Raw genomic sequence first — 21931 nt, forward strand, 5'->3', positions numbered from 1 at the left:
CGCAAGTGGAAGCTCCCGGGAGGCGGTCCCGGGAGCAATTCCGATCAGTTGCTGAGCTTGATGAAGCTCGGGAACTTGATGTCGACCTTGGCGATGTCCTTGGGCCAGACCGCGCTCTGCTTGCCGTCCTGCCATTGCAGCATCAGCCCGGTGATCAGGCCCTTGCCGTATTTGATCGAGTGCGTGAACGGATCGTCCTTGCCGTAGAACTGGACGCGGCCGATCGTGCCTTCCCAGTCGGTCTTCTCCAGCGCATCGACCAGCTTGTCGGCGTCGGTCGAGCCGGCGCGCTTCACGGCGTCGGCGATGTAGTAGACCTCGTCATAGGCGGTGTAACCGGCATAGGACGGGTAGTTGCCGAACTTTTTCCTGAAGTTTTCCGCGAACGGCACCGACTTCGGCGTCACCGCGACGCCGGGGCCGGAGACGCCCTGATAGAGCACGCCTTCGGCGGCCTGGTTGGTGTCCTTGCCGAAGGTCTCGTTGGTGGCCTGCGAGGAGATGCCGAACATCGGGATCGGCACCTGCTGGTTCTTCCACTGCACCGTCGGCTGCACGCCGACGTGGGAAATGCCGGTGATGATCACGTCTGGCTTGGCGCCCTCGATCTTGTTGAAGATCGGCGTGAAGTCCGTGGTGTCAGGCGAGAAGCGGATGTGGTCGAGCACCTTCAGCCCGATCTTGGGCAGGCACTCCTCGTAGCCGACGTCGAGCGGCTTGGTCCAGGCGGCGTCCTCGCTCATGATGACCGCCGACTTCATGTGCATCTTGTCGACGAGCAGGTCCTTTGCGGCGTCGCAGACCGACAGCGCCAGCGCCGCCGAGGTCAGATAGCCGTGGAAGGTGTACTTGTTCTTCTCGTAATCGGCGTGAACGCTCTTGCTGATCTCGTTGGAGGCCGCACCCGGCGTGACGAACGGCGTCTTCAGACGCGAGGCCCAGGGTTCCAGCGCCAGCACCACCTCGCTGATGTAGCTGGCGATGACCACGTTGACCTTGTCCTCGTTCACCGCGCGCTGGAAGGCGCGTACCGAGTCGGCCGAAGAGGAATGATTGTCGTAGCCGATGATCTCGATCTTGCGGCCGTTGACGCCGCCGCTGGCGTTGATCTCGTCGGCGGCGAGCTGCGCCGCCTGCGGGATCGATGCGCCGGCGATCGCCTGCGCTTCGGCGATCACGCCGATCTTGATCGGATCGGCCGCAAAGGCCGCACCTGAGGCTGCCAGCAATGCGCCCGCCGCGGCCGCACCAAACGCACTTCGTAACGCACCAGAGAGTGCTTTATTCATATTGTTCTCTCCCTTGAACCAAGCTTCTTTGAGCTATTGTGGCCGGACTATAACGGCGAGAGAATCCTCGGCAAGTAAAACTGTATTCAGGATTGTACGATGGGGACTAAAGTCTAGCTGCGCAGATATCGGGCACGGCGGATGCGTATTCCGCATGCAGGCATGCAGATTTCGTCGGTGGGCATGCGACAGCAGCACAGGCCCGCAAACGCGTCACCGCGATCGCCGCGGCTGCACATCGAGTGGTTTGAGGCGGGCAGGATCGAATGGAGCGAGGTCGACGATTCGCGCTGCGCCTTCGACAATCAACTCCGCTAGCGCTTCGCCGCTTGCGGGCGCATTGAGGATATGCCCCAGACACCATGTCCACAACATGGAGTCCCTCATTCCGCGGCACGCGCCCAATCAAGGGTAAGCCGTCCTCGGTCACCGGACGAAAGCAGGCCTGCTTCGCGATGATCTTCTCTGGCCGGAACAGCGGCGACAGTCGTTCCGACATTTGTTGCAACCAGTCCATAAGATTGGGCTCGGGCTTCACGTCGGCTGGATCGGTCGGAAAGGCAGCGGTGTCAGGGCAAGCAGTGACATAGGTGCTGCCATCCGGGCGAGGGAACACCTCGATGGGAGTGGTCTTGCCGTAGATCTCCATCTCGAGAAACAAGGCGTCTGCCGACACAGGCGTGCCGGTGTCGTACACGATGCTCGGGCTGCGCTCGCCATGGATTGCGGGCAGACTCATCCATTGCGCAGCGAGCAGCGACCCTGGACCCATTGCGATCACCACTGCGTCGGCATCGATGACGCTGCCGTCGACTTCGACGCCCTTCACCGTCGCGCCGTCGGCATCGCGCACCGCGCTCGTAACGCGGCCATCACGAAGCTCTGCGCCGTGCACGATCGCCGCGTTCATCACGACCGACGTGAACCTGCGTGGATGAACGATGGCCGTCGTCACGGTCGTGCCGATGCGCTGCGCGATGACGACGCCGTCGCTGAGCCAATCTAGCGCGGAAGGCGCCGCGCCAGCGCGTCGAACGGCGTGCCCGCACACCAGTCGCGCGCCAGGAAGCCGGCGACCTTGCCGGAGGCTGCGGCCCGCCACCTCTGTCCGCTCGACGACGATGACATCGACTCCATGCAGGCGTGATGCATGGAAACCTTTCGAGTCGCGGGTGGGCAGTGTCGCACGCAAGCCTAAGGCGCCGACGCGAGGGCTGAAAGGCGGCCTCATTGCGGCGGCTTGTTGGCAACGCGACAATTCGTCCGCCCGCGCAGTCAACCAAAGCTTGCCGTGAGCATGTCAAGCCTTGACCTCGCTTACGATGCTTCGCAAAACCGTCCGGGGCGAAAGGCCGGAGTTTGCCGTGGGTGTTGCTGTACTGACCATCTTGCTCGCGATTGCGTTTGCGGCCGGCTACTTCCTGCGCGATCTGATGTCCCGCAAGCGCCGTGCGGAGGCCCGCCGGTGGCGCGGCTACGCGCAGCCGGACTGGCTCAACGCGCGTCCGCCTGCCAACACCAACGAAGTGACCACCGTCAATCAAATGGCGGCGCCGGCCCCGGCGACCAGCGAGCTCGGCCAGATGCTGGACCGTTGGGAAACCAGGGCGCGCGCCCGCCGCGCGGGGTAGGCGGCCGTCTCAGCTCGCATTCCCGCGCCGTGGACGGCCATGATAGGTCACCTATACTGACCATCTTTTTGGCGTTGCAGTTGCGGTCATTTCTCGTCTAGAAACGGCGCGTTGAGCCTTCCGGCAACCAACCGTCAACGGTTTTGACCGAGGATTTGGGGCTCAAAAGGGTCTGGCAATGCTGATTCGCGGCCAAATCGATGGGATTTCGGGGGAGGTGGCTCTGGCCGCCGCCACGATCCCGGCCGCGCTGCTGCCCACCCTCCTTATTGGCGGCCTTCTTCTTACTTGCCCCTGAGGGCCGGCTGGGCGCCACGCGCCTGGGCGCTCAGGGGTTGGTCGAGATCACCGGACACCTCAAGCGCCCTTAAGACTGACGGCGCGAAAGCTCAAAAGGAATATTGCAATGGCCCCCGCGAACAAGTCCGACAAGGACCGCGTCATCATTTTCGACACCACCTTGCGCGACGGCGAGCAGTGCCCCGGCGCCACCATGACCTTCGAGGAAAAACTCGAGGTTGCCGAGCTGCTGGACGATATGGGCGTCGACGTCATCGAAGCCGGCTTCCCGATCACCTCGCAGGGTGACTTCGAAGCGGTGAGCGAGATCGCCCGCCGCTCCAAGAATGCCGTCATCGCCGGCCTGTCCCGCGCGCATCCGGCCGACATCGACCGCTGCGCCGAAGCGGTGAAGTTTGCCAAGCGTGGCCGCGTCCACACCGTGATCGCGACCTCGCCGCTGCACATGCGGGTGAAGCTGAACAAGACGCCGGAAGAAGTGCTCGAGACATCGGTCGCGATGGTCGCGCGCGCCCGCAACCAGATCGACGACGTCGAATGGTCGGCCGAGGACGGCACCCGCAGCGAGATGGACTACCTGTGCCGCATCGTCGAGGCCGTCATCAAGGCCGGCGCGACCACGGTGAACATCCCCGACACCGTCGGCTACACGGTGCCGGAGGAATACACCCACTTCATGAAGACGCTGATCGAGCGCGTGCCGAACTCGGACAAGGCCGTGTTCTCGGTCCATTGCCACAACGACCTCGGCATGGCCGTGGCGAACTCGCTGGCCGGCGTGGTCGGCGGCGCGCGCCAGGTCGAGTGCACCATCAACGGCATCGGCGAGCGCGCCGGCAACGCCGCGCTCGAAGAGATCGTGATGGCGATCAACGTGCGCAACGACAAATTCCCCTACTGGAACAAGATCGACACGACGCAGCTGACCCGCGCTTCGAAAGTGGTGTCGGCGGCGACCTCGTTTCCCGTCCAGTACAACAAGGCCATCGTCGGCCGGAACGCGTTCGCGCACGAGAGCGGCATCCACCAGGACGGCGTGCTGAAGGACGCCTCGACCTACGAGATCATGCGGCCCGAGATGGTCGGCCTGAAGCAGTCCTCGCTGGTGCTCGGCAAGCATTCCGGCCGCCATGCCTTCGTGCACAAGCTGGAAGAGATGGGCTACAAGCTCGGCCCGAACCAGCTGGAAGATGCGTTCACGCGGATGAAGGCGCTGGCCGACCGCAAGAAGGACATCTACGACGAGGACATCGAGGCGCTGGTCGATGAGGAGATGGCGGCCTCGCACGACCGCATCAAGCTGACCTCGCTGACCGTGATCGCCGGCACCCATGGCCCGCAGCGCGCCACCATGAAGCTGGACGTCGACGGCCAGATCAAGATCGAGGAAGCCGAAGGCAACGGTCCGGTCGACGCGGTGTTCAACTGCATCAAGCGCCTGGTGCCGCACGAGGCCAAGCTCGAACTGTATCAGGTTCATGCCGTGACCGAAGGCACCGACGCGCAAGCCGAGGTCTCGGTGCGGCTGTCGCATGACGGACGCTCGATGACGGCCCGCGCGGCGGATCCGGATACGCTGGTGGCGTCCGCAAAGGCCTATCTCGGCGCGCTCAACAAGATCGTCATGAAGCGCCAGCGCGACACCGTGACGACGGCTGCTGCGAGCTGAGAAGCGAAGCTTGTCATTCCGGGTCTGGTCCTGCGGACCATCCCGGTATGACGGTGCTTTGGCTGCGAATAGCTGCCCTGCTAACGGCCGGTAGCGGCTCGATGCGTGAGCCGCTATTGATGCTCCCGGCTCGAGGACAGGCCGCCCGCATGGGGCGGCCCAAGAGAATAACAGGGAGAGAATATGCGCACCTTCGCGATCGCGGCATCCGTCGCGACATTGGCATTGGGTCTCGCCGGCCCCGCCAGCGCCGACCCGATCATCATCAAGTTCAGCCACGTCGTCGCGACCGACACGCCGAAGGGCAAGGCGTCCGAGAAGTTCAAGGAACTCGCCGAGAAGTACACGGGCGGCAAGGTCAAGGTCGAGGTCTATCCGAACTCGACGCTCTACAAGGACAAGGAAGAGCTCGAGGCGCTGCAGCTCGGCAGCGTGCAGATGCTGGCGCCGTCCAACTCGAAGTTCGGCCCGCTCGGCATCCGCGAGTTCGAGGTCTTCGACCTGCCCTACATCCTCCCCGATCTGAAGACGTTGCGGAAGGTGACCGAAGGCCCCCTTGGCGCGCGGCTGCTCAAGCTGCTCGAGCCGAAGGGCATCACGGGCCTCGCCTATTGGGACAACGGCTTCAAGCAGATGAGTGCCAACAAGAAGCTCGTCACGCCGGCCGATTACCAGGGCCTCAAGTTCCGCATCCAGTCCTCGCGCGTGCTCCAGGCCCAGTTCAAGGCGCTCGGCTCGCTGCCGCAGGTGATGGCGTTCTCGGAAGTCTACCAGGCGCTGCAGACCGGCGTCGTCGACGGCCAGGAGAACACCTGGTCGAACATCTATACCCAGAAGATGCACGAGGTGCAGAAGTACATCACCGAGACCAATCACGGTTACATCGGCTACGTCGTGATCGTGAACAAGAAGTTCTGGGACGGCCTGCCGGCCGACATCCGCGACCAGCTGTCGAAGGCGATGAAGGAAGCGACCGATTTCAACAACGCGCAGTCGCAGAAGGAGAACGACGACGCGCTCGCCGAGATCAAGAAGAGCGCCAAGAGCGAGATCATCAAGCTCACGCCGGAGCAGGACGAGGCGATGCGCAAGGCGATGGAGCCGGTCTACAAGGACGCGGCGGGCCGCGTCGGCCAGCCGCTGATCGACGAATTCCAGAAGGAAGCCAAGAGCACGATGAACTGAGTGCACGACGAACGAGGCTCGACGCGACCTCGCTTGAACGAATGATGAATGAAAGGCTTCCGTGCGGATCGCACGGAAGCCTTTGTTGCGAACGATTTCCGATTGCGGCTGAATTAAAATTCATGGCCGTTACATCTTCGTAAGAGCGCTCTCTCTGTCCAAGTTGTAAGTTGCACCTTGGCCTTGCGACGCCCATCTTCAGGACATCCTTCCAGAGGAGGTTCTTATGAGGAAGTTCACCATCGCCGCCATCGCCGTGCTCAGCATCGCCGGCTCGGGCGCGGTCTATGCCCAATATCACCGCCCGTGGATGGAGCACTTCCACCACATGCGCATGAACCCGGAAGATCGCGCCGCCATGGTCGACGCGCGGATCGCCGCCGTCCATGCCGGGCTGAAGCTCAACGCCGATCAGGAGAAGCTGTGGCCGCCGGTCGAGGCCGCGGTGCGCGACTTCGCCAAGCTGCGGATCGACCGCGCCAATGCCCGGATGAACGCAGGTCCCGGCGACAACGACGCCGGCAAGCCCGATGATCCGGTCGCCCGCCTGCGCCAGCGCGCCGACGACATGGGCGCAACCTCCGCGGCGCTGAAGAACATCGCTGACGCCGCCGACCCGCTCTACAAGACCCTCGATGACGGCCAGAAGCGGCGCCTTGCCCTGCTGACCCGCCACCGCGGTCCGTTCGGCGGCGGCGAGGACGGACCGCGCCACCACTTCATGGAGCGGGGCATGGGCCGCATGATGGAGCGTGGCATGGACCACTTCCGGGGCGGCGACGGTGGCCCCGACCGGGAAGGGCGTCTTTGAGCGCACCGGGATTCCCCGGATATTAACCTCTGAGAAGCCGCTGGAATCCAGCGGCTTTTCGCGTTTCCAGGGCTGTGGAAGAACCTTGGAAAACATGCGTCACATCGCTTGCCATACCCGGATCGCTTTGCTAAACGACCGGCCTCGCAAGGCATTGACCGCCTTTCGGGCGCATAGCTCAGTTGGTAGAGCAGCTGACTCTTAATCAGCGGGTCCCAGGTTCGAGCCCTGGTGCGCCCACCAAATCCTCGTAAAGATCAATAGCTTACAAGGTGGTCGCACAGCGTTGCGGCTGCTTTACCTGCATGGGTCACGTCTGGGTCACCAACTGGATCGAATAATGCACCCGTGACGGGCGATCATCAGTCGATCAAGATCGAAGCTAAGCGGGTGAAGCCGGCCCCGTGGGGAGCCACTGAAATCTGGCAGTCGAGTCGGCGGAGCTGGGGATTCTCGTGCAGCAGCCGCGGCCAACCAAAATTCCGTGCCCGGAGGTCCGAGAGGCGCGTCCAGTTCAGTGACGGCGTCCCAGGGCGCATGCCCAGACCCCACCCTGCCAGACGCGCTGCCAGCGGCTTGATCAAAGCTGCGCCGATCACAGCGATGGAGGGCCTCACGGGATCATGACCTGCAAGAGGCGGGACCGGACACTTCTCCCGGTGGAGGAGTCTATCGCGTCGATTGCTCATATCTACGGTCGCAATCCCGTGCCGCGCCAAGTCGAAGCGTAATGTCGAGTTCAGCTCAGTCCGCGGGAAGAATGGTGTGCAAGCGTTTCTTCGCGGGGATACGCGCAGCAGTTCAGGTGTGCTTCATCAGAACGGTGGTGCCGGCGCGTCCGACACGGGATGTTGCGGCGAGGCGGACAAACAGCGAATTTGCGCTGTGATGCCGGCACATTTGGATACGCCCAAACAGCACAGATGAGAGGATGAGCACCAGCGGTTGTCTTCAGGGAGTGCGACGGTGAACAAGGGAATTGTGGTTGCCGAGCAGCCCGACGCAGTTGAGGTCGGCGCTCGCATTCTGATGGCTGGCGGCAATGCCGTCGATGCGGCTGTCGCATGTGCTTTCGCACAAGGCGTCGTTGACCAGATGAACGGAGGCGTGGCCGGCTATGGATGCGCTCAGGTCTATCTTCCCGGGCGGGGCATCCATGATGGCTTGAACTTCCTGTTTCAGGCGCCCGCAGCTGTGGTCCCTGGCATGTGGAGCCATCTGCTGGAACGCGAGACCCCGGATGGTTTCGGTTTTGTGTTAAAAGGATACATCAACGACTTCGGCTATAAGTCGATTGCGGTGCCGGGCGCTGTAAAAGGCTGGCACGACCTTCATCGTCGCTTTGGGTGCTTGCCGTGGGGGGAAGTCGTCCAGCCGGCCCTGCGTCTCGCAGTAGACGGATATCGCATCACGCCTGCCGTGCGCGAACAATGGTTCGTCGTCGATGACGCGGGCCGGGCCGATAACATCCATCGTCTACGTCAGACGCCGGCTTACGCACATCTGTTCTTTGCTCCCGATGGTGGCGCACTGAAGACGGGTAGCGTGGTGCGCAATGCGGATTATGGTGCGACCCTCGAGACCATTGCCCGCGATGGCGCAGCCGGCTTCCACACGGGCCGCATCGCTGATGCTATCTCGGAGGATATGGCGAGAAACGGAGGCCTGTTGCGCCGTGATGATCTCGAGACCTATGAAGTCGAACCCGTAGCGCCGCTATGGGGCGAGTACCGCAGCCATCGAATCAGCGTGCTGCCGCCGCCGACCAGCGGGGCGATGCTGTTGCGTATGCTGGGCACACTGCAGCATTTCGACCTTCATGGGATGGGCCACAATACGCCTGACTACATCGCCACGATTGCCGAAGTCATGAAGCGCGCTCAGCTCGCAAAAGAAAAATTGATCGGAGATCCGCGGCATGACCGCGTAGACGCGGCGGCAATTTTCGATCCCGTGATCTGCCGGCAGGACGCAGACGAGATAAAACGCGGGGAGCGCGCGCGTATCGAACGTGTGGGTGACGGGGAGGCCAAGACGACCACCCATATTTCGGTGATAGATGCACATGGCAATGCGGTCACCATGACGCACTCCCTGGGAGCTCAGTCGGGTGTTCTGACCCCTGGGCTGGGCTTTATGTATAACGGCGCTATCGGAATGTTCGATCCTCGGCCCGGCAACTCCCGTTCCCTCGAGCCCCATCGTCGTCGCGTCACATCCATGACCCCCGCCATGGTTTTCGCCGGAAACCGATTGCGAATGCTCCTCGGTGCTCCGGGGGGATCGCATATTCCGATGGGCGTTCTTCAGGTGATTCTCAATGTCGTCGACCACGGCATGTCGATCTCTGACGCAGTCGCCGCACCGAGGTTTTCGGCACCCGGTGAGGTGATCGATCTGAGCGCCCGGATTCCGGCCTATGTTTCCGATGGGGTAGCAGCGCGCGGGTACCGCATTGCTCGATCGGCGCAGAGCTTCACCGTCGCGAAGGTTCACGCAATTCTCTGCGGCGATGCGGGCAAACCCGAGGGGGCGGCTGATCCCGGCGGGGGAGGGATGGCTCTGGCCGTGTAGGAAGCTGCAGTTGCCTGCGGATCCGGATTGGCAGCGCAGCTGCCTTACACCTGCTCCATCGCTTATTCCGATAGACCGCGCCCTGTAATTTGAATTTCCAAAGGCTGAGCCGGCTCCATAGGCTCGTCATGGTTTGAAACCCCGCCGGCTCCCAGGAGTGCAACATGGATAGTTCTCGCCGTTCTGCCGCGCCCGTGCCGTTTGGACGCCTCACTCGCCGCGGGGCTCTGCTTGGGGCGACGGCTGCACTGATCGGAGCTTCAATTCCTGCTGGAGCGGCGGCGCCGAAGACGATCCGGGCCGTCATGCACGCGCCGTTGCGTCTGATCGATCCGATCACGTCGACGGCCTATATTTCCCGCGATCACGGCTACATGATCTACGATACGCTCGTCGCCGCCGATGACAATTTTCAGCCCCAGCCGCAAATGGCCGAGTGGACGATCTCGGACGACAAGCTCACATACACATTCACGCTTCGCGATGGTCTGGCCTGGCATGACGGCCCGGCTGTGACTGCGGAGGATTGCGTCGCCTCGATCAAGCGCTGGTGGCAGCGCGACACCATGGGGCAACTGCTGGCGAACTATGCCGCCTCCCTCGAGGCATCCGATCCGCGGACGATCGTCCTGAAGCTGAAGCAGCCGGTCGGCTTCGTTCTCGATGCGCTGGGCAAGCCGTCGTCGAACGTGCCGTTCATGATGCCGAAGCGGGTGGCCGATACGCCCGCCACGCAGCCGATCACTGAAACGATTGGATCGGGGCCCTTCAAGTTCGTGAAGGAAGAGTTCCAGCCCGGAGTCCGTTCGGTCTACGTCAAGAACGAGAAGTACATCCCGCGCAAGGAAAAGCCCAGTTGGACCTCCGGCGGCAAGGTCGTGAAGGTCGATCGCGTGGAATGGATCGTCATGCCGGACGCCCAGACCGCCATCAATGCTCTGGCGAACGGCGAGATCGACTATATCGACGAGCCGCAGGTTGATCTGCTCAAATTGTTCGAGGGCAGCAATGACGTCGTCGTCAAGAATAACAACAAGTTCGGTCTGCAGGTCCTTGCGCGCATGAACTTCCTTGCGGCGCCATTCACGAACGAGAAGATCAGGCGAGCGGCGATGCTCGCGTTCAAGCAAGAGAATTTTCTCGCCGCTATGGTGGGAGATCCTTCGGGCTACAAGGTGTGCGGGGCCATGTTCGTGTGCGGCACGGCGCTGGCTACCGACACGGGCTCCGAATCGCTGGTCAAAGGCGACGGAATGGCCGAGGCTCGCAGGCTCCTCAAGGAAGCGAACTACGACGGGAAACCGATCAGGATCATTCAGCCCACCGACGTCAACACGCAGAAGGCGCAGCCTATCGTCGGGGCGCAAGCCCTCAAGGACGCCGGCTTCAATGTCGAGCTTCTGCCGATGGACTGGCAGACCGCCGTGGCAACGCGCGGCAATTCCAAGCTGGCGCAGGAGGGTGGCTGGCACATGTTCTTTACCGCCCTGGGCGGTGCGGAAATGTCCAATCCGCTGACGAGCGCGCCTTTGAATGCGATAGGCGCTGCCGGCTATCCCGGCTGGCCCGACGACAAGGAAATCCAGGCACTCCGGATTCGTTTCGCGGAAGCAGGAAACCTGGACGAGCGAAAGAAGGTCGCGGCGGAGTTGCAGAAGCTCGCCTACGAGCAAGTGATCTACATCCCGCTCGGCCAAATCGCGACGCCCGCCGCATGGAGTTCCAAGTTGACCGGCGTGCTGGATGGACCAGCCGTGCCTTACTTCTGGAACATGGATAAATCCTGATGGAGCATCGCCCTTGGGCGCTCGCTCTGCACTGGAAGGCGAGCATGCGCTAACGCCACCCGATGAAGGCTCCCATGTTTGGTTTTATTCTGCGACGCATCTTCGCCTCGATTCCGGTCATGTTCGTCGTGACGGTGACAATCTTCATGCTGCTTCGCCTGACACCCGGCGATCCCGCATCCGTGATTGCCGGCGACAACGCGACGGCGGAGCAACTTGCTCGCATCCGCGCACAGCTTGGGCTTGACCTGCCGCTGCAGCAGCAATTCTTCGATTGGATGTGGCGCCTGCTTCACGCCGATTTCGGAACCTCCATCATCTCCGGAACACCGGTTTCGACGCTGATTGCCGATCGGATCGAGCCAACATTCAGCCTCGCGCTGGCGACGATCACGCTGTCGGTCATCATCGCCGTACCGTTGGGTGCCTTAGCTGCCGCGCGGCATGGTACTTGGGTGGATCGAGCCGTGATCGCGCTTTCTGTCCTTGGCTTCTCGATTCCGGTGTTTGTCATCGGGTACGGCTTGATTCAGATCTTCGCCGTCGACCTTCGCTGGCTGCCCGTTCAGGGCTTTCGCAGTATCCGGTCCGGTTTGGCGGAGTTCAGCCTGCGTATGGTCATGCCGACGCTCGCGCTCACTTTCCTCTACGTCGCACTGATTGCCCGCATCACTCGAACGAGTTTGCTCGAGGTGCTCGGCGAGGACTACATCCGCACGGCGCGTGCCAAGGGCATTTCGGAGCGAACCGTATTCATGCGTCACGCGCTGCGGAATGCTGCGGTGCCAATCATCACAGTTATCGGCATCGGCTTCGCTCTCCTCGTCAGTGGTGTCGTCGTGACCGAGAGCGTGTTCAACCTGCCCGGTGTTGGTCGGCTGACGATCGATGCGGTCCTCGCCCGCGATTATCCAGTGGTGCAGGCCGTGATCCTCCTGTCGAGCTTGCTTTACGTGCTGATCAACCTGGCCATCGACGTTATCTACGTGCTGGTCGACCCGCGGATTCGATACTGATGAGCCTCAATTCGCACCTCGAACCAGTCGAGCCGAGGCGGTTCAGTCCGTTTTTCCTCGCGCCGGCGCTCGCGCAGGCCCCGTTGGTGGCGCTGTCCGGCGCCATCTTGATCGCGATCCTGGCCATGGCGCTGCTGGCCCCATGGCTGGCGCCTCACGATCCCGCCCTGCTGAGCCCGCTGATGCGGCTGAAGCAGGCGAGCGCCCAATATCCGCTCGGAAACGATGCCTACGGCCGTGATCTGCTCTCGAGAGTACTCTACGGCGCGAGAGTGTCCCTCGGTATCGGGCTCGGAGCTGCGCTGTGCAGCGTCGCGGTTGGACTCGCCATCGGGCTCCTTGCGGGATTCATCAGGTGGCTCGATTCCATCATGATGCGCGTGGTGGATGGATTGATGGCGATCCCGAACGTGTTGCTCGCAATCACCATCGTAACACTTTCGGGGGCGAGCCTGACGACGGTGTTGATCGCCATTACATTGCCGGAGATTCCACGCATCATCAGGCTCGTTCGGTCGGTCGTGCTGACGGTTCGCGAGGAGCCTTACGTGGAGGCCGCGATCGCGCTTGGCACCTCGACCCCGCGCATCCTGTGGCGGCATTTGATGCCGAACACGTTCGCGCCACTGATCGTCCAGGGTAGCTATGTCTGTGCATCGGCCATTCTCACTGAGGCCGTGCTCTCCTTCCTCGGCACAGGCATCAACCCGGTGACCCCCAGTTGGGGAAACATCATGGCCGAGGGTCGGAGCTATTTCCGCCTGCGGCCGGAGTTGATCTTCTGGCCGGGGCTGTGTCTGTCGCTGACGATCCTGTCGATCAACATTCTCGGCGACGCGTTGCGCGACAAGCTCGACCCTCGTCTGGTTAAGCGTGGGGAAGGACGGTGAGCGGCGTGTCACTACTCTCGTTGCGGAACCTGTCCGTGGCTGACGCATCAGGCCGGGTTGTCGTCCGCGACCTTTCGATCGACGTTCATCCGGGCGAGACGATGTGTCTGGTCGGCGAATCCGGATCGGGCAAATCGGTTACGTCGCTCGCGGTCATGGGACTGCTTCCGCGCGGCACACTGCGGCCCGTCGGAGGCGAAATCCTGCTGGCGGAAGAGAGCCTGCTTGCAGCCGGCGAGACGCGCCTGCGGGCATTGCGCGCGACAAGCATGGCCATGATCTTTCAAGAGCCGATGACGGCGCTCAATCCGATCGAGCGGGTCGGCAACCAGATCGACGAGGTGCTGCGCGCCCATACCTCCCTCGGGGCCCGCGAAAGACGATCGCGCATCCTAAGCATGCTGGAAGAGGTCCATCTGCCGGACGTCGAGCGAATTTGTCGTTCTTTCCCGCATGAGATGTCGGGCGGCCAGCGTCAGCGCATCATGATCGCGATGGCGCTGATCCTGCGTCCGCGGCTACTCATCGCCGACGAGCCGACCACCGCACTCGACGTGACCACGCAGAAGCAGATCATCGGATTGATCAAGGAGCTGCGCGAAAACCACGGAACCGCCGTTCTGTTCATTACCCATGACATGGGTGTCGTTCGCGAGATCGCGGACCGCGTCACGGTGATGCGCAACGGGGCCATCGTGGAGTCCGGGTCGGCGCAGGATGTCCTGGCGACGCCGCGCGAGGAATACACACGCCGGCTTCTCGCAGCCGTACCGAGCCTTGTGCCGCGCCAGCGCCGCCCCGAAACCGGCTCCAAGGTCTTGTTGCAGGTTCGCGGCCTTGGCAAGCGCTACGGGCTCCGTTCAATGTGGGGTAAGCCGCGTCAGGTCGTGGCGGCACGGGACGTCGACTTCTCGCTGCGTGCCGGACGCACATTGGGCATCGTCGGCGAATCGGGTTCCGGGAAGTCGACGGTGGCGCGATGCGCGATCAGACTGACGAATGCCAGCGAAGGGACGATCGACCTCGACGGTCAATCGGTGACCGGCGGGTCGCCGCGCGATCTCAGGCTGCTGCGCCGTCGTGTGCAGATGGTCTTCCAGGATCCGTATCGTTCGCTGAACCCGAGGATGCGCGTCGGCGACTCGATCATCGAAGGGCCGACCAATTATGGTGTTCCCCGCAGCGAAGCCATGATCGAAGCTCGCCGACTGCTCGAGCTGGTCGGCCTTCCGGCTGACGCAGTCAAGCGGTATCCGCACCAGTTTTCCGGTGGACAACGACAACGCATCGCTATCGCAAGAGCCTTGGCGATGAAGCCGGAGGTCCTCGTCGCCGATGAGGCGGTCTCGGCGCTCGATGTTTCGGTCCAGTCCCAAGTGCTTGAGCTATTGCGCGACGTGCAGGAGCGGTTTGGGCTCGGAATCCTGTTCATTACCCACGATTTGCGGGTTGCCGCCCAGATCTGTGACGAGATCATCGTGATGAAGAGCGGCAGTATCGTCGAGCAGGGACCGGCAGATGCGGTACTCGGCAAGCCGCAGGCGCAGTACACGCGCCTGCTGTTCGAGGCCGCTCCCGGCCGCCAGTGGGATTTCGCCAATTGTCGCCCGATTCAGCCGACGGCGCTCGCGGTGGCGGCGGAATGATCCGATCGACCGCCGGTCGCTCCAACCCAGCAGAAGGACTCCTTGTGTCCCGCTCGTATCGTATCTCGGTGATTCCCGGTGACGGCATTGGCAATGAGGTGATGCCTGAAGGCGTGAGGGTGCTCGAACATGTCGCGGCGCTGTTCGGCTTCTCGCTGAAACTGGACTGGTACGATTTCGCGTCGTGCGACTACTATCTCAAGCATGGCGCGATGCTGCCTCCCGATTGGAAAGAGAAGATCGGCGGCTCGGATGCAATCTACTTTGGTGCCGTTGGCTGGCCGGAAAAGGTGCCAGACCACATCTCGCTGTGGGGCTCGCTTCTTCAGTTCCGACGTGAGTTCGATCAGTATGTGAACCTTCGGCCGGTCCGCCTGATGCCCGGGGTTCCCTGTCCGCTGGTCGGCCGGAAGCCTGGTGATATCGACTTCTGGGTCGTTCGCGAGAACACGGAAGGCGAGTATTCCAGCATCGGCGGACGCATGTTCCCGGGAACGGACCGCGAGATCGTGATGCAGGAAACGGTCATGAGCCGCCAGGGCGTGGACCGTGTGCTGAAATTCGCCTTCGATCTCGCGTCAAGGACCTCGCGGCGGCATCTGACCTCGGCGACCAAGTCGAATGGCATCTCCATCACGATGCCGTATTGGGACGAGCGGGTCCGGGAGATGGCCGCTCAATACCCCGACGTGCGCTGGGACCAATATCACATCGACATTCTGACCGCGCATTTCGTTCTCAACCCGAACCGCTTCAATGTCGTTGTGGCGTCGAACCTGTTCGGGGACATTTTGTCGGATCTCGGTCCGGCCTGCACCGGAACGATCGGCATCGCCCCCTCAGCCAATCTCAATCCGGAGCGAGGCTATCCATCCGTGTTCGAGCCGGTCCACGGCTCGGCGCCCGACATCTTTGGTCAGAACATCGCCAATCCGATCGGACAGATCTGGTCGGGCGCCATGCTGCTGGAGCATCTCGGCGAGACCCAGGCGGCCCGATCCATCGTAGCCGCGATCGAACGGATACTGGTCGAGCCGGCGCTCAGGACACGAGATCTGGGTGGTCGCGCCAGCACGCAGGAATGTGGCAAGGCGATCAGCGAGGCGCTCGATCGCTGATTGTCAGGATGCCGCCAGGCCATCGAGCATCAGGTACTTCAGCTCGGTATATTCCTCGATGCCATGGCGGGATCCTTCCCGCCCGAGCCCGCTCTGCTTGACGCCCCCGAAGGGCGCGACCTCGTTCGAGATGGCGCCCGTGTTGATCCCGACCATGCCGTATTCGAGGGCCTCGCTGACGCGGAAGATCCTGCCGACGTCACGCGTATAGAGATATGCCGCAAGTCCGGAAGCCGTGTCGTTCGCAGCCGCGATAATTTCGGCTTCGGCCTCGAAGCGGATGACACCGGCAACGGGACCGAAGGTCTCTTCCTGTGTCATCTTCATGCCGGCTTTCACGCCGGCAAGAACCGTCGGTTCGTAGAAGGTTCCGCCGAGACCGTGCCTGCGGCCACCGGTCACGACCCGCGCGCCGGAGCGGACGGCGTCAGAGACGTGATCTTCGACCTTCCTGACGGCATCCATCGTAATGAGCGGCCCCTGGACGACGTCGCTGTCGAGGCCGTTGCCGACCTTCATCTGCCCGACCCGTTCCGCCAGACGAGACAGGAACGCATCGTGAATGCCGGCCTGGACATAGATGCGGTTTGCGCACACGCAGGTCTGTCCCATGTTGCGAAACTTGGAAACCATGGCCCCCTCAACAGCGGCATCGATATCGGCATCGTCGAAGACGATGAAGGGTGAGTTGCCGCCGAGCTCGAGCGCGACCTTCTTCACCGTGGACGCACACTGGCGCATCAGCAGCTTGCCCACCTCTGTCGATCCGGTGAAGCTGACCAGTCGAACGGCGGGGTGACTGGTCAGCACGCCGCCGATCTCTACGGCGTCGCCTGTAAGGACATTGAGGACGCCCGCGGGAAGTCCTGCGCGCTCGGCAAGCATCGCGAGCGCGAGTGCCGAAAGAGGGGTCTCTGGTGCCGGCTTCACGACCGCGGTGCACCCGGCCGCGAGCGCCGGCGCAACCTTTCGCGTGATCATGGCTGCGGGAAAGTTCCAGGGCGTGATCGCCGCGACGACGCCGACAGGCTGGCGGACGACCATGATGCGGGAGTTTGCGCGCGGCGAAGGTATGGTCTCGCCGTAGACGCGCTTGGCCTCCTCGGCGAAGAACTCGACGAAGGATGCGGCATAATCGATTTCGCCGCGAGCCTCAGCCAGCGGTTTTCCCTGCTCGAGCGTCATGAGCAGCGCGAGGTCGTCACGCGCGGCATTGATGAGCTCGAACCATCGCTTGAGCACAGCCGAGCGCGTCTTCGCCGTGGAGCGCGACCAGGCCGGGAACGCCTGTTCGGCTGACAGGATTGCTGCATCGGTCTCCGCCGCGCCAAACCGCGGAACGCGGGCGACGACAGCCCCGGTGGCCGGATTCATAATCGGGTCCGCCGCTTCGCCGCACCATTTCCCTCCGACGAAGCAACGCTCGGAGAGCAACGCCGGATCGCGCAAGGAGATCGAGGTCATGACGCCGGCGATGATTGGAGGACGTCACGCATGGCCGCAAGAAAGATGTCGGCATCGTCCCGTGAGAAGGGAAGCGGGGGACGAATTTTCAGGACATGGCCATCGAGGCCGGATGCACTGATCAGGATGTTCTTTCGTCGCAGGTCGTTGACGAGGCGCATTGCGATCTCGGGAGCCGGACTCTTGCTGTCCCGGTCGCGCACGAAATCCGCGCCGATGAAGAGGCCGGCGCCGCGAACGTCGCCGATGCAATCGTGCTCGCGTGCCAGCCGGCGCAATCCGGCCTTGATGTAGTCGCCGACGTCGAGCGCGTTACGCTGCAATTTCTCCTCTGCGATTACGTCGAGCACCGCTAGGCCAGCCGCACAGGAGACCGGATTGCCGCCGAATGTGTTGAAATAGCGTGCCGTGGCCGCGAAGTCGTGCAGGACCTCGGGCCGCGCGACCACGCCGGCAAGCGGAATGCCGTTGCCCATCGGCTTGCCCATGATGACGATGTCGGGCACCACCTTGTGACGCTGGAACCCCCACATCGCATCACCCGTCCGCGCGAAGCCAGGCTGGACCTCGTCCGCGATGAATACGCCGCCGGCGCGCCTGATTACGTCAACGGCGGGCGCGAGGAAGCCGGCGGGCTCCGACAGAATGCCATCACTCGAGAAGATGGTATCGGTCACCAGAGCGGCGGGTTTGATGCCGTGACGCTTGAGGTCGTCGATGGCGCGCTGCACGTGATCGGCAAATATCTCGCCGACCTGGGGACCCAATCGATAGGAATCCGGTGCCGGCACGGTCCGGACATGCTGGCCAAGCGGCACGCCCGCGCCGAGTGACGGTGAAAACTCCGAAACCGCGGCCGTGATGCCGTGATAGGCGTTCTCCGTCACGATGATCCCGGCGCCCTTGGTGAAATTCTTCGCGACCCTCACCGCGAGATCCGAAGATTCGCTTCCAGTGCAGGTGAACATCACGTTGGCGAGTTCGCTGGGAAAGGTGGCGATCAGGCGTTCCGCATAGGTGACCACGACCTCATAGAGGTATCGCGTATGCGTGTTCAGGGTCGCCGCCTGACGGGCGATCGCCTCGACAACGCGCGGGTGACAATGACCGACCGAGGGCACGTTGTTGTAGACGTCGAGATATTTCGTTCCGTCTGCGCCGTGCAGCCAGACGCCCTCGGCGCGGACGACATGCACGGGTTCCTCGTAGAACAATTTGTATGATGGCCCGAGGACGCGCTTGCGACGTTCCAGCAGCGCGGCGACATCATCGGCCAATTTTCCGGCCCGGGCCGGATCGAACGCGTTGACCATCAAGGGACGTGACATGGTTTCACCTGGTTGTGTTGGCGCGCAGCGCTCGCTGCGCCGTTTCAGGAGAGATGCGAGCGAGGCGGTCGAGGCCGTCCCATGCCGCACCATTGTTCTTGAGGATATACGGACTGTTATCGGGGTAGCGCTCGGCGCGCCAGCCGGTGATCAAGACAGTAACCAGCAGCCGGGTCGCAATCAAATCGGGCAACACCTCAATTTCTTCGGCCCGCAGCGGCGTGACGGCCTGGTACGCCTCGGCGAATTCGCTGGGGCCCTGGAGAGGGTCCGGGCCGGCGGCAATATGATAGGCGGCGCCGATCGCGACGTCGTTGACAAGTTGAGTGCGAACAATGTCGCCGAAATCGATTATTCCGGAGACCTTATTCGTGTCGGCGAGATCGACGAGGACATTGTGTGTATTGAGGTCGTTGTGGACGACCTGGGTACGAAGCCGGTTCAGGCGGGGCTTGACGATTGTCCGGAAGCGCTTGAGCGCAGTCTGCGCGAGAGCTTTCTTTTCCGCGTCTCGAACATATTCAAGCAAGGGCTGTAGCCGATCCGCATTCGCAATATCCCAGGCGAGCTCGTAGCTGTCGGACGGATGACGGAAGTTGGCGAGTGCACATGCAAGTCGCGCGAGCGCCCGGCCAAGCCCGTGGCGCTGGTTGATCGTCCCGCCGGTCTCTGAGAGCGGGAGGCCTTGAAGAAAGCTGAAAAGGCGCACCGTACGCCGCGTGGTCGCGCCGATCGAAAGGCGCAGCTCAACTGCGCCGTTTCGCGCTTTCTGGATGCGCTGGACCGGAAGTGCCGCGTCAACTTGCGCGATCCATTGCAACGCCGCCGTTTGCAAGTTGGTGACCTCCGGAGGTTCGGCGGGGTTCGTGACCTTCAGGAGATATTCGACGCCGGCAGCATCGCGAAGACGGAACATTTGGTCCCGCTCGCTTGCCAGCTTCTTCGCGGTCGTTTCCAGGCCGTAGTGCAGTTGCGCAATCTCGGTGGCCTGCTCGTCGGAGACGTCAGGAGACGGCGTGGACAGGATTGAGGACAGGATGGGGTCGTTGAAGATCCCCATTCGGTCGACGCTCACGATTCGACTCCAAATGCGACCCCGTCATGTCCCGGGTCGGCGCCACCATCGAGACGGCCGTCGACCAATCTGATGCCGTGAACGGCCGCGAAGCCAAACCCGTAGGGGGAGCGGATGATCTCGTAACCGTCGCCCTCCAGCTCCTTTGTTACATGCAGCGAGATACGGTTCGAGACGTCGATGGCATCGCTCGTCGACGAGAATCTCGGAGCGCTGACGGCCTCGGTCATGGTCATCCCGAAGTCGAGCACGTTGAGAATAGCCTGGAGCACGCCCATGGCGATCTGCGTGGCGCCGGGAGCGCCGACAACGAGGTAGGGGCGTTCACCGCGGAACAGGATGCTGGGGCAGATCGAACTGAAACGCGATTTGCCGGGCGCGATCGAGTTGGCGTGCCCCGGCCGCGGGTCGAAGACGGCCATGCAGCCGTTGTACATGAAGCCGAGGCCATCGGTGATGACACCGGACGGCTGACCCAGCGAATGGGTCATCGACACGCAGCATCCGTCCTTGTCGACCACGGACAGGTGGGTGGTGTCCTTGGTGGGGAAGCCACCTCGCAGGCGCGTAACGCTCGATCGCTTGCCATGTCGGATGTCGTTGGCAATGACCGACGCGTAATCCTTGCTCAGAAGCCGCTCAAAGGGAACCTGCACGAAGCCGGGATCGCCAACGAACTTGTCCTTGTCGGAAGTGGCCCGCTTCATGGTCTCGCTGACCGTCCGAAGGTAGGCGGCAGTGTTGTGGCCGAGCGAGACGAGATCGAAGTTCTCCAGCACATTCAGCATTTCGACCAACATGAGCCCGCCGCCTGGCGGATGGTTGGTCGAAACTCTGTAACCGCGGTAGTCACCCCAGATCGGCTGGTTCAGTTTCGGCTGGAAGGCTGAGAGATCGTCGAGCGCGATCAGTCCGCCCTTCGTCTTCATGTCCTCGGCGATCCGGTGCGCAATTTCACCCTTGTAGAAGACGTCTGCACCGCCTCTGGCAATCAGCCGCAGGACGTATCCAAGATCCCGGTTGACGACCTTATCCCCGACGCGCTTTGGCGAGCCGTCCGCGCGGCAATAGAGATCTCGCCCTGTCTTGCTGAAGGCGATGCGGGCATGATTGGGAGCGCGGCCCATTTCGCCGTCATCCGACCAGAACCAATGCACATGTGGCCGCACGGTCCAGCCGCTCTCGGCATAAGCGATGGCCGGCTGAACGATCTCAGACCAAGGCAGCCGTCCGTGGGCGCGGTGCGCCGCCTCGTAGGCACGTAGCGAGGCCGGGATTGCGGCCGAACCGTAGCCGAGATCGTTGACCTGCCCCTGCAAGACAAATCCGAAGCCGTCGCGCGTCTCGTCGACAATCAGATCGCTCCACATGTCGGGCCGCGCCGAAGCGGGCGCTGGTGCGTGAAAGTCGATGTAGCCGTGATGCTTACCTGGGGCATAGATCGCCATGCTCCCGAAGCCGGCAATACCGCACATCAGGGGATCGACGACCCCTTGCACGAAAGCACAAGCGATCGCCGCGTCGACGGCATTGCCGCCCATACGCAGGATATCCGCGCCGGCATCCGCCGCTTCGGGTTGCGGCGCTGCGATCATGGCAGTGATCTCTGACAATTTTGGCTCGCTCTGTTCGAGGGACATGCAGCTCAAAGCTCGGCTGCCCCGTGCTGCGCTATCTGACGGGAAGCTGAATTTTATAGAGATGATGGTCGAAAAAGCGACCGTCTGACCTTGCGGTGAAGTTTCCGGTTACGATGCCGCTGGCGCCATCGAAACGACCGCCGCCGCCGATAATCGTCCACGCGATCGAACCGGCGGCCGCGCCCCCGGGCAGGTCGACGCTGCGGCCAGGATGGCGGGTTTCAACGACCAAATGACTGCCGATGCCGGGAAAATCGACGCGCCCGGCCTCCCAAAACTGGCCGTCCTGGGCGAACACCATGGTGTCGAAACTGGCTTGCCCCGGGATGCATTCGATCCTGGCCTCGGCAGACAGTCCTTCATTTTGCACGTCGAGGATCGTGCCGGTGGCTTGCGATCTCACGAATCCCTTGGCATCAGGCATCGGAGCGCCTTCGCCTTCGAAGTGAACTAGCACGGTCAGGATCTTCATCTGCCTCGCCTCGCCAAACTGCTGCCTCAATGCAAC

The 21931-nt window shown here is 62.6% G+C and carries 17 protein-coding genes and 1 tRNA gene; 11 read left to right on the forward strand and 7 right to left on the reverse strand.

Annotated elements, in window-relative coordinates; all coding sequences use genetic code 11:
* Positions 1-44 precede the first annotated feature (44 nt).
* Complete coding sequence (locus XH90_RS08625; RefSeq protein WP_194480398.1) at positions 45-1289, reverse strand: ABC transporter substrate-binding protein; 1245 nt, start codon at positions 1287-1289, stop codon at positions 45-47.
* Between the two features lie 106 nt (positions 1290-1395).
* On the reverse strand, positions 1396-2481 hold the full coding sequence (locus XH90_RS08630; RefSeq protein ID WP_246755723.1) for an FAD-dependent oxidoreductase: 1086 nt from the start codon (positions 2479-2481) through the stop codon (positions 1396-1398).
* 130 nt (positions 2482-2611) lie between these two features.
* On the opposite strand from XH90_RS08630, the gene XH90_RS08635 reads away from it, so the two are divergent.
* The 11 genes from XH90_RS08635 to XH90_RS08685 all read left to right on the forward strand — a co-directional run bounded on the left by XH90_RS08635 (position 2612) and on the right by XH90_RS08685 (position 15916).
* The gene (locus XH90_RS08635; RefSeq protein WP_194482626.1) at positions 2612-2920 is read left to right on the forward strand and encodes a hypothetical protein; all 309 of its coding nucleotides are present in this window, start codon (positions 2612-2614) and stop codon (positions 2918-2920) included.
* A 406-nt stretch (positions 2921-3326) separates the two neighbouring features.
* Positions 3327-4889, forward strand: coding sequence for a 2-isopropylmalate synthase (locus XH90_RS08640; RefSeq protein ID WP_194480400.1), 1563 nt, complete (start codon positions 3327-3329; stop codon positions 4887-4889).
* Positions 4890-5072: 183 nt separating this feature from the next.
* Positions 5073-6074: a TRAP transporter substrate-binding protein gene (locus XH90_RS08645; protein WP_194480402.1), complete on the forward strand. Its 1002-nt coding sequence runs from the start codon at positions 5073-5075 to the stop codon at positions 6072-6074.
* A gap of 226 nt (positions 6075-6300) precedes the next feature.
* On the forward strand, positions 6301-6885 hold the full coding sequence (locus XH90_RS08650) for a Spy/CpxP family protein refolding chaperone (RefSeq protein ID WP_194480411.1): 585 nt from the start codon (positions 6301-6303) through the stop codon (positions 6883-6885).
* Positions 6886-7052: 167 nt separating this feature from the next.
* Positions 7053-7128, forward strand: a tRNA-Lys gene (locus XH90_RS08655).
* 723 nt (positions 7129-7851) lie between these two features.
* Complete coding sequence (locus XH90_RS08660; RefSeq protein WP_194480413.1) at positions 7852-9459, forward strand: gamma-glutamyltransferase family protein; 1608 nt, start codon at positions 7852-7854, stop codon at positions 9457-9459.
* Between the two features lie 164 nt (positions 9460-9623).
* On the forward strand, positions 9624-11246 hold the full coding sequence (locus XH90_RS08665; protein WP_194480415.1) for an ABC transporter substrate-binding protein: 1623 nt from the start codon (positions 9624-9626) through the stop codon (positions 11244-11246).
* 74 nt (positions 11247-11320) lie between these two features.
* On the forward strand, positions 11321-12262 hold the full coding sequence (locus tag XH90_RS08670) for an ABC transporter permease (protein WP_194480417.1): 942 nt from the start codon (positions 11321-11323) through the stop codon (positions 12260-12262).
* Complete coding sequence (locus XH90_RS08675) at positions 12262-13152, forward strand: ABC transporter permease (RefSeq protein WP_194480418.1); 891 nt, start codon at positions 12262-12264, stop codon at positions 13150-13152. The genes XH90_RS08670 and XH90_RS08675 overlap by 1 nt, the downstream gene beginning before the upstream one ends.
* Positions 13149-14798, forward strand: a complete 1650-nt coding sequence (locus XH90_RS08680; protein ID WP_194480420.1) for an ABC transporter ATP-binding protein — start codon at positions 13149-13151, stop codon at positions 14796-14798. The genes XH90_RS08675 and XH90_RS08680 overlap by 4 nt, the downstream gene beginning before the upstream one ends.
* Positions 14795-15916 (forward strand): tartrate dehydrogenase, encoded by a 1122-nt coding sequence (locus XH90_RS08685; RefSeq protein WP_305853186.1) that lies wholly within the window; start codon positions 14795-14797, stop codon positions 15914-15916. The genes XH90_RS08680 and XH90_RS08685 overlap by 4 nt, the downstream gene beginning before the upstream one ends.
* Positions 15917-15919: 3 nt before the next feature.
* On the opposite strand, the gene XH90_RS08690 is transcribed toward XH90_RS08685, so the two are convergent.
* From XH90_RS08690 to XH90_RS08710, 5 genes are all read right to left on the reverse strand, one after another.
* Positions 15920-17380: an NAD-dependent succinate-semialdehyde dehydrogenase gene (locus XH90_RS08690; protein ID WP_194480424.1), complete on the reverse strand. Its 1461-nt coding sequence runs from the start codon at positions 17378-17380 to the stop codon at positions 15920-15922.
* Positions 17377-18708, reverse strand: a complete 1332-nt coding sequence (locus XH90_RS08695) for an aspartate aminotransferase family protein (protein WP_194480425.1) — start codon at positions 18706-18708, stop codon at positions 17377-17379. Before XH90_RS08695 ends, XH90_RS08690 begins: the two co-directional genes overlap by 4 nt.
* Before the next feature lie 4 nt (positions 18709-18712).
* Positions 18713-19783, reverse strand: a complete 1071-nt coding sequence (locus XH90_RS08700) for a phosphotransferase (protein ID WP_194480427.1) — start codon at positions 19781-19783, stop codon at positions 18713-18715.
* Entirely contained in the window at positions 19780-21378 is a 1599-nt protein-coding gene (gene ggt, locus XH90_RS08705) for a gamma-glutamyltransferase (RefSeq protein ID WP_194482627.1), read from the reverse strand. The genes XH90_RS08700 and ggt overlap by 4 nt, the downstream gene beginning before the upstream one ends.
* A 76-nt stretch (positions 21379-21454) precedes the next feature.
* Positions 21455-21895: a hypothetical protein gene (locus tag XH90_RS08710; RefSeq protein WP_194480429.1), complete on the reverse strand. Its 441-nt coding sequence runs from the start codon at positions 21893-21895 to the stop codon at positions 21455-21457.
* Between the last annotated feature and the right edge of the window lie 36 nt (positions 21896-21931).

Origin of the sequence: Bradyrhizobium sp. CCBAU 53338, from assembly GCF_015291665.1 — a bacterium.
Lineage (GTDB): Bacteria > Pseudomonadota > Alphaproteobacteria > Rhizobiales > Xanthobacteraceae > Bradyrhizobium.

Coding starts and splice junctions, on each gene's coding strand:
- XH90_RS08625 (WP_194480398.1), bottom strand. CDS start 1,289: ATGAATAAAGCACTCTCTGGTGCGTTACGAAGTGCGTTTGGTGCGGCC.
- XH90_RS08635 (WP_194482626.1), top strand. CDS start 2,612: ATGCTTCGCAAAACCGTCCGGGGCGAAAGGCCGGAGTTTGCCGTGGGT.
- XH90_RS08640 (WP_194480400.1), top strand. CDS start 3,327: ATGGCCCCCGCGAACAAGTCCGACAAGGACCGCGTCATCATTTTCGAC.
- XH90_RS08645 (WP_194480402.1), top strand. CDS start 5,073: ATGCGCACCTTCGCGATCGCGGCATCCGTCGCGACATTGGCATTGGGT.
- XH90_RS08650 (WP_194480411.1), top strand. CDS start 6,301: ATGAGGAAGTTCACCATCGCCGCCATCGCCGTGCTCAGCATCGCCGGC.
- XH90_RS08665 (WP_194480415.1), top strand. CDS start 9,624: ATGGATAGTTCTCGCCGTTCTGCCGCGCCCGTGCCGTTTGGACGCCTC.
- XH90_RS08670 (WP_194480417.1), top strand. CDS start 11,321: ATGTTTGGTTTTATTCTGCGACGCATCTTCGCCTCGATTCCGGTCATG.
- XH90_RS08675 (WP_194480418.1), top strand. CDS start 12,262: ATGAGCCTCAATTCGCACCTCGAACCAGTCGAGCCGAGGCGGTTCAGT.
- XH90_RS08685 (WP_305853186.1), top strand. CDS start 14,795: ATGATCCGATCGACCGCCGGTCGCTCCAACCCAGCAGAAGGACTCCTT.
- XH90_RS08690 (WP_194480424.1), bottom strand. CDS start 17,380: ATGACCTCGATCTCCTTGCGCGATCCGGCGTTGCTCTCCGAGCGTTGC.
- XH90_RS08695 (WP_194480425.1), bottom strand. CDS start 18,708: ATGTCACGTCCCTTGATGGTCAACGCGTTCGATCCGGCCCGGGCCGGA.
- ggt (WP_194482627.1), bottom strand. CDS start 21,378: ATGATCGCAGCGCCGCAACCCGAAGCGGCGGATGCCGGCGCGGATATC.
- XH90_RS08710 (WP_194480429.1), bottom strand. CDS start 21,895: ATGAAGATCCTGACCGTGCTAGTTCACTTCGAAGGCGAAGGCGCTCCG.